Below are 11,182 nucleotides of genomic sequence, written 5' to 3' on the forward strand. Positions count from 1 at the left end.
AACAAATGATTAATTATGTGGATAAGTTTGTAAAAACCGTTGCATATCTAGTTTTATTCTGATATTATATTTGTGTTTTCACTCTTAATAAACTATTGGCATTTTCAACATATCCACAGTCTGTGGATAACATGTGGAAAGTTTATAAACAGGTTGTGTAAATTGTTGTCCACAAGTCGTGGGTTTTGTCGAAAAGACGTTTTTTTACTATATTATATATTTATTCACATACGTCAACTTTTGCATGTTTATACACGTATATTCGCAGCTTGTACAATTGTTATACAAAAGAGCGTTTTGGCAAAGGAGGGACACTACGTAAATGGAGAATATTTCTGAGCTATGGGATAAGGCTTTGGCAGAGATCGAAAAAAAAATAAGTAAGCCCAGCTTTGAAACATGGCTAAAATCAACAAAAGCTCATGGAATTCAGGGGGACACTTTAACAATTACTGCTCCAAATGAATTTGCCAGAGACTGGTTGGAATCCCGATACTTGCATTTAATTGCGGATTCAATCTATCAATTAACTGGTGAAGAATTTGCGATAAAATTTATTATTCCCCAAAATCAAACAGATGATGACTTTGTTCCTAATTCACCTATTAAACAAATAAATAAACAGGATGAGGAACATACTGAATTACCGCAAAACATGTTAAACCCTAAATATACATTTGATACGTTTGTAATAGGCTCAGGCAACCGCTTTGCTCATGCAGCATCTTTGGCAGTAGCCGAGGCGCCTGCTAAAGCTTATAATCCTTTGTTTATCTACGGAGGAGTTGGACTTGGGAAAACTCACTTAATGCACGCTATCGGCCATTATGTAATCGATCATAAACCATCTGCAAAGGTTGTTTATTTATCATCCGAGAAGTTTACAAATGAATTTATTAATTCTATTAGAGATAATAAGACTGTCGAATTTAGAAATAAATATAGAAGTGTTGATGTTTTACTAATTGATGATATTCAATTTTTAGCAGGAAAAGAACAAACTCAAGAGGAATTTTTCCATACTTTCAATACACTTCATGAGGAAAGCAAACAAATTGTTATTTCAAGTGATCGTCCACCGAAGGAAATTCCGACTTTAGAGGATCGTCTTCGTTCCCGCTTTGAGTGGGGGTTAATTACAGATATTACTCCGCCGGATTTAGAAACGAGAATCGCTATCCTTAGGAAAAAGGCCAAAGCAGAAGGCCTTGATATACCTAATGAAGTGATGCTCTATATTGCAAATCAAATTGACTCAAATATTCGGGAATTAGAGGGTGCACTAATTCGTGTTGTTGCCTATTCTTCCCTTATAAATAAAGATATAAATGCAGATTTAGCTGCTGAAGCATTAAAAGACATCATCCCCAACTCCAAACCTAAAATGATTTCGATTAGTGATATTCAACGAATAGTTGGACAGGAGTTTCAAGTTAAATTGGAAGATTTTAAAGCGAAGAAGAGAACGAAATCAGTTGCCTTTCCTAGACAAATTGCTATGTATTTATCTAGAGAATTAACTGATTCTTCACTCCCGAAAATTGGAGAGGAATTTGGAGGACGTGACCATACAACTGTTATTCATGCTCATGAAAAAATTTCTAAGATGCTCCAATCTGATGAATTACTGCAACAACAGTTAAAAGAAATTACAGGTTTATTAAAAGGCTCTTAATTTTAATAGATGAATAATGTGAATAACTAGTACAGATATATACACAGTCTGTCCACATGTGGATAGGCTGTGTTTCTCTTCTTTTAAGATAGTTATCCACATTTCCACAGCACCTACTAGTACTTCTATTATATTTTTAATAAAAAATAATATAACTAAACATAAAAAAATTTCACAAATCCTATTTGCATTGCTAAAATTTAAATTGGCTTAGGAACAGGAGGAATTAAATCATGAAATTTATAATTCAACGAGATAAATTAGTTCAAGGTGTACAAGATGTAATGAAAGCTGTGTCATCCAGAACAACAATTCCTATTTTGACAGGAATTAAGATTGTTGCTCATACTGAGGGTGTTACCTTAACTGGTAGTGATTCTGATATCTCTATTGAATCTTTTATACCAGCTGAAGAAGATGGTAAAGAATTTGTAGAAATTGTCCAAGCCGGTAGTGTTGTATTAACAGCAAAGTTTTTTAGTGAAATCGTAAAGAAACTTCCAATGGAAATCGTTGAAATTGAAGTAGGTAATCATCATTCAACGATCATTCGATCCGGTAAAGCGGAGTTTAGTCTTAATGGCTTAGATGCTGAAGAATACCCTCTTCTTCCACAAATTGAGGAAGATAATATCTTTAAAATACCAACGGACTTACTAAAGGCCATGATTCGTCAAACTGTATTTGCTGTTTCAACTTCTGAAACAAGACCTATTTTAACAGGTGTTAATTGGAAACTTGAGAATGGTGAACTGATTTGTATAGCTACAGATAGCCACCGTTTAGCATTAAGAAAAGCCATGATTAATTCTGAAAATCAAATTTATTATAATGCTGTTATTCCTGGGAAAAGTCTTAGTGAATTAAGTAAAATCCTTGATGATACTAGTGAGCCGATTGAAATTGTTATTACTGAAAATCAAGTCTTATTTAAAGCAAAAAACTTATTGTTTTTCTCAAGATTGTTAGACGGTAATTATCCAGATACATCCCGTTTGATACCCTCAGATAGCAAAACAAACCTAACGTTGAATTCAAAGGAATTCTTACAAGCTATTGATCGTGCTTCCCTACTTGCAAAGGAAGCGCGAAATAATGTTGTTAAACTGTCAACTTTAACAGATGGAATGATTGAAGTATCATCTAATTCTCCTGAAATTGGGAAAGTAAGTGAGGAAATTCAAGCAGAAGAAGTTGTTGGGGAAGAACTGAAAATTTCATTCAGTGCAAAATATGTAATGGATGCTTTAAAGGCACTCGAAGGAACAGAGATAAATGTTAATTTTACTGGAGCAATGAGACCGTTTGTGATACGGACAAAAGATGATGATTCTATGCTCCAACTCATTTTACCAGTAAGAACATACTGATTTTTTTGAAGGATGGACTGATTTTAATGTCAGTCCTTTTCTTTTAGCTGTAAAAATTTAGATGTATGGTCGAAATTACCTATGTGTTGTGGAGGTCGGAATTCAGTGTCTTTCTGCAGTGGACACTAAAAAGAGATGCTGAGAGTAGTTGTACTTATGATCATATTTTTAGTAAAATAAAAAGGTTAGAGACTACTGATGAGAAAGGTGGTTACTATGGCTAAACCTGTCAAAATTGATTCGGAGTTTATTACACTAGGTCAGTTTCTGAAATTGGCAGATGTCATTCAGTCTGGAGGAATGGCAAAATGGTTTTTATCAGAATATGAGATCTTTGTAAATAATGAGCCTGAAAATCGTCGTGGAAAGAAATTGAGAGATGGCGATGTTCTTTATATACCTGATTTCGGCACGTATATTGTGAAAAATTAAAGTTGGTGTACAAAATTTGTTTATAAAAGAGCTGAAATTAAAAAATTATCGTAATTATGACGACTTGACTGTACAATTCGAAAACAAAGTTAATGTGATCCTTGGAGAAAACGCCCAAGGAAAAACAAATGTTATGGAATCAATCTATGTTCTGGCCATGGCTAAATCACACCGAACTTCGAATGATAAGGAATTAATAGGCTGGGATAAAGAGTATGCTAAAATAGAGGGTAGCATTGAAAAATATAATCGCTCAACAGCTCTTCAGTTGGTTATCTCCAAAAAAGGAAAAAAAGCAAAATTAAATCATATAGAACAAGAGAAATTAAGTCAGTATGTCGGGGGCATGAATGTTATCATGTTTGCTCCTGAGGATTTAAATTTGGTAAAAGGAAGTCCTCAAGTTAGACGGCGATTTATTGATATGGAAATTGGTCAGGTTTCTGCCATTTATCTTCATGACTTAAGTCGCTATCAGAAAATTATGCAGCAGCGAAATCATTACTTGAAATTGTTACAGCTAAGAAAGCAAAAAGATCAGACAATGCTTGATGTTTTAACAGAACAACTATGTGAAGCGGCTGCCAAAATTATTAATAAACGTCTTCAGTTTGTATCTGAGCTCCAAAAATGGGCTGAGCCGGTTCATTCTGGCATCAGTAGAGGACTGGAAACACTTAAAATTAAATATAAGCCTTCTGTAGATGTATCAGAAGATTATGATTTGACAAAAATGATAGAAGCATATGAACAAAAATTTGCTAAAATAAGAGAGAAAGAAATAGAACGTGGGGCTACTCTTGCTGGACCCCATCGTGATGATATGCTCTTTTATGTGAATGATCATGATGTGCAAACATATGGCTCACAAGGTCAGCAAAGAACAACTGCTCTATCACTAAAATTGGCTGAGATTGATTTGATTCATAACGAAATAGGAGAATATCCAATTCTTTTGCTGGATGATGTTTTATCTGAATTGGATGATTTTAGACAATCACATTTGTTAAATACCATTCAGGGTAAAGTGCAAACATTTGTTACAACAACAAGTGTAGAAGGAATCGACCATCAAACATTAAGAGAAGCTGCTACTTTCCATGTGAAAGCAGGAGAGCTTTCTGACAAAAAATGAGGTGATTCATATGTATATTCATCTGGGAGACAACCATGTTGTTCCTTCAAAAGAAGTCGTTATGATACTGGATCGACAATCTTCTCAAGATTCATCAATTGTGGATGAGTTTTTTAAAAAACAGAGGGATAAGATCGTTCAACTGGCAAGTAATGATGCAAAATCTATTATTATAACGCTTGATAAAATTTATTTTTCACCTTTATCATCAAGCACATTAAAAAAACGAGCACAAGTTGCTTTTGATATAGATTGATTAAGGCTTTTATAGACTTAAATATAAAGCTACCTGTCATCAATTATTTATTGGTAACAGAATACTCTTTTTAAGAGGCTATTAATTATCAAGCTTCAAAATCAGTTATGTAAGCTTTAGGAAAAGTGTAGGTGATCAGTGTGACGACAGATAACAATCAAGTCCAACAACAATCTTATGATGAAAATCAGATTCAAGTATTAGAAGGTCTGGAAGCTGTTCGAAAACGCCCTGGAATGTATATTGGATCTACTAGCGGCAAGGGTCTGCATCATTTAGTTTGGGAAATTGTTGATAATAGTATAGATGAGGCATTGGCGGGTTTTTGTACTGAAATCAATGTGCTCATAGAAGAAGACAACAGTATTACTGTTAAAGATAATGGTCGAGGCATTCCTGTAGGGATCCATGAAAAAATGGGACGTCCAGCTGTTGAAGTTATTATGACAGTTCTCCATGCCGGAGGTAAATTTGGTGGCGGAGGATATAAAGTTTCCGGTGGTCTTCACGGTGTTGGTGCCTCTGTAGTAAATGCCCTTTCAACAGTGCTTGATGTAACAGTGCATCGTGAAGGAAAGGTTCACTTTCAACAGTTTCATAAAGGAGTACCTGCAGGTGATTTAGAGGTTATTGGTGAAACCGAGGTAACCGGAACGATTACTCACTTTAAGCCAGATCCGGAAATATTTAAAGAAACGACAGAATATGAATATGAAATTTTAGCCAATCGTATACGAGAGCTCGCATTTCTTAACCGCGGCTTAAAAATTACAATTGAGGATAAACGTGAGAATAAGCGTTCAAATGAATACTACTATGAAGGTGGTATTAAGTCTTATGTTGAACACTTAAACCGTACTCGTGAGGTTATCCATGATGAACCTGTCTACATTGAAGGTGAGAAAGACGGGATCACAACAGAAGTAGCTATTCAGTACAATGACAGCTACACTAGTAATATTTATTCTTTCGCTAATAATATTCATACCTATGAAGGTGGAACACATGAAGCTGGATTTAAATCAGCCTTAACACGTGTTATTAATGATTATGCTAGAAAGAATAAAATTTTCAAAGAAAATGATGATAATCTATCAGGAGAAGATGTCCGGGAAGGTATTACAGCTATTATCTCGATTAAACATCCTGATCCTCAGTTTGAGGGACAAACGAAAACGAAATTGGGGAATTCTGAGGTTCGTACTGTAACAGATTCTGTTTTCTCTGAAGCGTTTGATAAATTCATGTTAGAAAATCCATCAGTAGCAAGAAAGATTGTTGAAAAAGGTCTTATGGCAGCAAGAGCACGTTTGGCAGCTAAAAAAGCCCGTGAATTAACCAGACGTAAAAGTGCTCTGGAAATTTCAAATCTACCAGGTAAACTGGCTGATTGCTCTTCAAAGGATCCATCAATCAGTGAATTATATATCGTTGAGGGTGATTCTGCAGGAGGCTCAGCTAAACAAGGACGTGACCGACACTTCCAAGCAATCCTGCCATTAAGAGGAAAAATTATTAATGTGGAGAAGGCTAGATTGGATAAAATTTTGTCCAATAATGAAATAAGAGCGATTATTACAGCATTAGGTACAGGTATTGGTGAAGACTTTGAAATCACAAAGGCCCGTTATCATAAAGTTGTCATTATGACAGATGCAGATGTTGATGGAGCACATATTCGTACTTTACTATTAACGTTCTTCTATCGATACATGCGTCCAATTATTGAACAAGGATATATCTATATTGCTCAACCACCACTATATAAAATTCAACAAGGTAAAAGAATTGAATATGCTTATAATGATAAACAACTTGATACTTACTTAGCAGAAATGCCCGAACTGCCAAAACCTGGAATTCAGCGTTATAAAGGTCTTGGAGAGATGAATCCAGATCAATTATGGGAAACAACCATGAATCCGGAGACTCGTACTTTACTTCAAGTAACTCTAGAGGATGCAATTGATGCAGATGAAACCTTCGATACGCTTATGGGAGATAAAGTAGAGCCTCGTCGAAACTTTATTGAAGAAAATGCACAATATGTCAAAAATCTAGATATTTGATAAAGTGAATGAAACACCTCATACCGATGAGGTGTTTTTTAGAAGGTTAGAAACTTTTATAAGAGTGACCTTAGTTAAAGACTTTTAAATTATAGATTATCTATGAATTATCTAGTAAATTCATGTGTATTCTCTCGGTAATATTGCTATAATGAAGAGTAGACTATTAATTAAATTATCCAATTGGGCAGAATTTATAACAGACAACAACTATCAATAAATTGTTTAAAATGATAGTATTTTGTCGTTTTCTGATGAGTTATTTGGCACTCCCAATTAAGATTACAGAAAGGAAAGGGAGGTTATCTTAATATGGCAGAAAATCAAAGCTCTCATGTTATAGAAAGAAATATTAGTAACGAAATGCGAGAATCCTTTTTAGGATATGCGATGAGTGTTATTGTCTCTCGTGCTTTACCAGATGTGCGTGATGGATTAAAACCTGTACATCGTCGTATTTTGTATGCGATGAATGATTTAGGAATGACCTCAGACAAACCATTTAAAAAATCAGCTCGTATCGTTGGTGAAGTAATCGGTAAATACCATCCACACGGTGATTCAGCTGTTTATGAAACAATGGTTCGTATGGCTCAGGATTTTAACTTTAGATATATGTTAGTTGATGGACACGGTAATTTTGGTTCGGTTGATGGAGATTCAGCAGCTGCAATGCGTTATACGGAAGCACGTATGTCTAAAATATCAATGGAATTAATCCGCGATATCAATAAAGACACAATCGATTACCAAGATAACTATGATGGTTCTGAAAGAGAACCAGTTGTTCTTCCAGCAAGGTTCCCCAACTTACTAGTAAATGGTGCAACAGGAATTGCTGTAGGGATGGCAACAAATATTCCTCCACATCAATTAGGAGAGGTCATCGATGGAGTTCTTGCTTTAAGTAAGGATCCTGACTTGACGATTCCTGAAATTATGGAGATTATACCTGGACCTGACTTCCCTACTGCAGGTCAAATCATTGGTCGCAGTGGAATTCGAAAAGCATATGAAACAGGTCGAGGTTCCATTACACTTCGAGCAAAGGTTGAAATTGAAGAAAAACCTTCAGGAAAACAAGTAATCATCGTCAAGGAAATACCTTATCAAGTAAATAAAGCAAAACTTGTTGAAAAAATAGCTGAATTAGTTCGTGATAAGAAAATTGACGGAATTACAGATTTACGTGATGAATCTGACCGTACTGGTATGCGTGTTGTTATTGAAGTACGTAAAGATGCAAATGCCAATGTATTACTTAATAACCTTTATAAACAAACTGCCCTTCAAACAAGTTTTGGAATTAATATGCTTTCTCTTGTGGACGGCCACCCAAAGGTTCTTAATATTAAGCAAATGCTCTTCTACTATCTTGAGCATCAAAAAGTAGTTATTAAACGTCGAACTGCTTTTGAATTAAGAAAAGCAGAAGCAAGAGCTCATATACTTGAAGGTTTGCGTATTGCACTTGATCATTTAGATGCGGTTATTACGTTAATCCGTAACTCACAAACAACTGAAATTGCACGTAACGGATTAATGGAGCAATTTTCATTAAGTGAGAAGCAGGCTCAAGCAATTTTAGATATGAGGCTTCAAAGATTAACAGGATTAGAACGTGAAAAGATTGAGGAAGAATATCAATCACTTATTAAGTTAATTGCTGAACTAAAAGCAATCCTCGCTGATGAGGAAAAAGTACTTGCTATTATTCGTGAAGAACTTACAGAAATTAAAGATCGTTTTAATGATGTCCGTCGTACAGAAATTGTGTCTGGCGGTCTAGAATCAATTGAGGATGAAGATCTTATTCCAGTTGAGAATATTGTCATTACTTTAACTCATAATGGATACATTAAACGTCTTCCTGTTTCCACCTACAGAAGTCAAAAACGTGGCGGTAGAGGAATCCAGGGAATGGGGACAAATGATGATGATTTTGTCGAACATCTCTTAACAACATCCACCCACGATACAATACTATTCTTTACGAATAAAGGGAAAGTTTATAGAGCAAAAGGATATGAGATTCCTGAATACAGCAGAACAGCTAAAGGCCTTCCGATTATCAATTTGTTAAGTGTGGAAAAAGGTGAATGGGTAAATGCTATTATACCTGTATCCGAATTTGTTGATGATTGGTTCTTGTTCTTTACAACCAAGGAAGGTATCTCCAAGCGTTCTCCATTATCTCAGTTCGCGAATATCCGTAATAATGGTTTAATCGCTGTAGGTCTCCGTGAACAAGATGAACTAATTTCCGTTAAATTAACGGATGGCTCAAAAGACATCATTATCGGAACCAAAAATGGTATGTTGATTCGATTCCCTGAATCAGATGTTCGTTCAATGGGGCGAACTGCATCAGGAGTTAAAGGAATTACCCTTGATGAGGATGACGAAGTTGTAGGTATGGAGATTCTTGAAGAAAGTGTTGATGTCCTTATTGTGACAAAAAATGGTTACGGAAAAAGAACTCCGTCTGAGGAATACCGTACTCAAAGCCGTGGCGGTAAGGGATTAAAAACATGTAATATCACCGATAAAAATGGACCGGTCGTCTCAGTGAAAGCTGCTACTGGGGAAGAGGATATTATGTTAATCACGGCAAGCGGTATTATTATTCGTATGGATGTTGATACAATTTCCAAAATGGGTCGTAACACACAAGGGGTAAAATTAATTAAACTGGATGAAAATGTTTCTGTATCAACTGTTGCCTTGGTGCAAAAGGAAGATGAACAAGATCATGAAGAAGCAGATGATTCAGAAGAACAAACTGAAGAATAGAAAACAGGAGCTAGTACACACAATTGTGTTGTATTAGCTCTTTTTTTATCTGAAGAGATCAATTTTATTGATTATGGATAAGAAAAAATGAGCAATATTATCATTTTTAGGTATAATGGACTAAGGAGGGGTACCTATTGAAAATCCATATTGATCAATTACAAGAAGGCTGTATTTTAACGGATAATGTCTTATCAGCAACAAATAGACCAATAATTTTTAAAAATGCAATCATTAATAAACATTTAATCGATGTTCTGCAGGCATTTTTAGTGAAGGAAGTACAAGTTGCGAATTTATTAGCAAATGGAAAAGAATTTAAACCAGCATTTTTTGAAGAAGAACAAATAATAGACACTTCAAAAGAGGAAGTAACACCTCATAAGACGTTTTACCAACAATATATAGAGAGTGTACATGCTTATAAGCAGCTTTTTATAAACTGGCAATCTGGTGGTATACTTGATATTCAGAAGATAAGACACATTATTATTCCCTTAATTGCAGAAATTGAACTTAATGATGAAGAAGTTTTCAAGCTGTATCACTACTGCCAACAAGAAGATTATGTTTTTCACCATAGTATTTCAGTTGCTTTGATAAGTGCGTTTCTGGCAAAAAAGTTAGGTTACCAAAAGGGAGAAATAAACCAAATTGCTATAACTGGATTATTATGTGACTGTGGTATGAGTAAAGTGAATGCAAATATTTTAAAAAAGAATGTATCATTAACTGAGAGTGAATACAAAGATATTAGACAGCATCCTGTTCATAGTTACAATATGCTTAAAAATATTATGTTTATTAAAGATGGAGTGAAAATGGGAGTATTACAACACCATGAAAGAATAGATGGTAGCGGCTATCCCTTAAATGTAAAAGGGGCACAGTTACACCCATATAGTAAAATAGTAGCTTTGGCTGATACGTACCAAGCAATGGTATCTGTTAGGCCATACCGTAGTAAACAGTCACCTTTTAAGGTCTTAGAACAAATTATGGAGGATGATTTTGGTAAGTTTGACATTACGATTATTAATGAATTAAAAAAGGGAATTGCAAAGTTCTCTTCAGGCACCAAGGTAAGGTTATCTAATGGAGTTGATGCTGAAATTATCTTTATAGATGATAGTAATCCTACAAGACCAATGATAAAATGTTTGATTACGCAGGAAATTATTGCATTAAAAGAGCGAAGAGAACTATTTATTGAGGAAATTATATAAAAAGCTCTGATTTTTATTGACTGTAGTAATAGTTACTGCTATAATCTTTTAAGTCAGCTAATCAGAGCTGATTGAAAAAACAAAAGCTAAAAAAACAGTTGACTTATTAATGAGTTAAATGTTATATTTAAGAAGTCGCTTTTGAGTGACTTAAGTTCTTTGAAAACTAAACAAAACCAAGCGTGCCAACGTTAATTTCGATTAACAAAAACGTACTATATAGTAC

The 11,182-nt window shown here is 34.8% G+C and carries 8 protein-coding genes; all 8 read left to right on the forward strand.

Features of this window, described 5'->3' with window-relative positions; all coding sequences use genetic code 11:
• The first annotated feature begins 322 nt into the window (after nucleotides 1-322).
• The 8 genes from dnaA to BK577_RS06700 all read left to right on the forward strand — a co-directional run bounded on the left by dnaA (nucleotide 323) and on the right by BK577_RS06700 (nucleotide 10,956).
• On the forward strand, nucleotides 323-1,675 hold the full coding sequence (gene dnaA / locus BK577_RS06665) for a chromosomal replication initiator protein DnaA (RefSeq protein WP_078432209.1): 1,353 nt from the start codon (nucleotides 323-325) through the stop codon (nucleotides 1,673-1,675).
• 233 nt (nucleotides 1,676-1,908) lie between these two features.
• Nucleotides 1,909-3,045 (forward strand): DNA polymerase III subunit beta, encoded by a 1,137-nt coding sequence (gene dnaN, locus BK577_RS06670; RefSeq protein WP_078432210.1) that lies wholly within the window; start codon nucleotides 1,909-1,911, stop codon nucleotides 3,043-3,045.
• A 216-nt stretch (nucleotides 3,046-3,261) separates the two neighbouring features.
• Nucleotides 3,262-3,477 (forward strand): S4 domain-containing protein YaaA, encoded by a 216-nt coding sequence (gene yaaA / locus BK577_RS06675; RefSeq protein ID WP_026561638.1) that lies wholly within the window; start codon nucleotides 3,262-3,264, stop codon nucleotides 3,475-3,477.
• A 16-nt stretch (nucleotides 3,478-3,493) separates the two neighbouring features.
• On the forward strand, nucleotides 3,494-4,612 hold the full coding sequence (gene recF, locus BK577_RS06680) for a DNA replication/repair protein RecF (RefSeq protein WP_078432212.1): 1,119 nt from the start codon (nucleotides 3,494-3,496) through the stop codon (nucleotides 4,610-4,612).
• A 10-nt stretch (nucleotides 4,613-4,622) separates the two neighbouring features.
• Nucleotides 4,623-4,868, forward strand: coding sequence for an extracellular matrix regulator RemB (gene remB / locus BK577_RS06685; RefSeq protein WP_026562868.1), 246 nt, complete (start codon nucleotides 4,623-4,625; stop codon nucleotides 4,866-4,868).
• Nucleotides 4,869-5,008: 140 nt separating this feature from the next.
• Nucleotides 5,009-6,937 (forward strand): DNA topoisomerase (ATP-hydrolyzing) subunit B, encoded by a 1,929-nt coding sequence (gene gyrB / locus BK577_RS06690; RefSeq protein ID WP_078432213.1) that lies wholly within the window; start codon nucleotides 5,009-5,011, stop codon nucleotides 6,935-6,937.
• Between the two features lie 312 nt (nucleotides 6,938-7,249).
• Nucleotides 7,250-9,730: a DNA gyrase subunit A gene (gene gyrA / locus BK577_RS06695; RefSeq protein WP_078432214.1), complete on the forward strand. Its 2,481-nt coding sequence runs from the start codon at nucleotides 7,250-7,252 to the stop codon at nucleotides 9,728-9,730.
• A 137-nt stretch (nucleotides 9,731-9,867) separates the two neighbouring features.
• A complete protein-coding gene (locus BK577_RS06700) occupies nucleotides 9,868-10,956 on the forward strand; it encodes an HD-GYP domain-containing protein (RefSeq protein WP_078432215.1) in 1,089 nt (362 codons plus the stop codon).
• Nucleotides 10,957-11,182: the final 226 nt, after the last annotated feature.

The organism is Metabacillus halosaccharovorans (assembly GCF_002019635.1).
GTDB classification, from domain to species: Bacteria; Bacillota; Bacilli; order Bacillales; family Bacillaceae; genus Metabacillus; species Metabacillus halosaccharovorans.